Below are 1413 nucleotides of genomic sequence, written 5' to 3' on the forward strand. Positions count from 1 at the left end.
TGTAAGAAAGGGGATAAGGAGATAAGAGTGATATGGAGATAAGATAATAGAAATAGATTGAAATTTATAGAAATAGGTAGAAATTGATTGTGGAAAACAACAAATTTCCATAAATTTCTATTAGTTCTATTAATTTCAATTTTTTTAATAATATCTCCCTATCTCCTTAATCTCCACATCTCCTTTTGTTACACCACTTGAACGCTTACTTATTTTTATCCTACCCGAACCCTTACGATTTTTTTTATTATCCTGATAATCTGTGCAAATCTGCGTCCCATTAACTTGAAAACCAATTCCGTGCTAATCCGTGTTAATCAATGGCTGAATAGTTACAATTTACGAAACTCCTGTTACACAAATGCCAAAAATAAAAATTTTAAATCTATAACAAAATGAATAAATATCGCACAAATAAGTCCTTTTTTAATAATGATATAACCTAAAATTATATTTACTAAGATAGTTGAAATAATACAAGCAATAGCAATAATTGTCCAGTTAAAATTCAATCCGATGAAAAAAAATGATTTAAGTCCAACGATTGCAAAGAAAAACGCAATAATAGCATTACTAAAATGGGTATTTTTTATCAATCGGCAAACAAGGGAAATCATTCCAAATCTAATTGTTTCAATAAAAAAAGCAGAGTTTGCCGGAATAGATAATGCCCAAAAGGGATTTGTCGGATAATAATTCGGGGCAATTGTTTTAAATTGACGGTCAAAAAAAACATAGGAAATTATTCCAATAACTATACTTATGCCCACTAATTTCAACCAAATTCTTTTAATATCTAAAAATGAACCCAATCCATATAACCCATATTTTTGACTCCAGGCAAAACCACATAATCCACACAGGAAAGTCGCAATAAATATATACCACACATCCTGTATCATCAAATAAGGAAGGTGTTTAGGAAGAAAATTCTTTAATATTATCTCCCGCATCCCAATGAAATACATATAATAAAGGTAAGGTAAAGAGGTAATTACGCACACCTCAGATAAAATTAATGATTTACCTGCCCTTTCACGATTAAATAAATTTCTCATTTTTCCAGTCTCTAATTTCTGTTTTTAAAATTCTATTTCCATTATGGCTATTCCCAACCCCCAGCCTATTCCATCAGCGAGTAAGTCCTCATGGTCAAAGACATCATCCATTTCTTCTTTGATGATACCAGCGGCCGCGGTGGCTAAACTCGCATAGCAAAATGAAGAAAACTTACTTAAACCTCGATTTTCGCAACAAAGATAAGTAGCATCATAGATTACAGCACTGACAACGATATGAGCAATCTTATCTTTCTCTAATTTAAATTTCGCCTCTGATACTCTTACGAAATTAGTCATCAAAAACCCTATAAGTAACAAAACAATAGGTATTTTTTTAATTTGACACATTTCC

General features: G+C 31.2%; 2 protein-coding genes. Both read right to left on the reverse strand.

Translation table 11 applies throughout. The features are described 5' to 3' along the window. Positions 1-353: 353 nt before the first annotated feature. Positions 354-1058 (reverse strand): hypothetical protein, encoded by a 705-nt coding sequence (locus AB1422_17085; protein ID MEW6621018.1) that lies wholly within the window; start codon positions 1056-1058, stop codon positions 354-356. 24 nt (positions 1059-1082) lie between these two features. Further along, positions 1083-1413 (reverse strand): hypothetical protein (locus AB1422_17090; GenBank protein MEW6621019.1); only part of this gene is annotated, 331 nt, incomplete at its 5' end.

The organism is bacterium (assembly GCA_040757115.1).
Lineage (GTDB): Bacteria > UBA9089 > CG2-30-40-21 > CG2-30-40-21 > SBAY01 > JBFLXS01.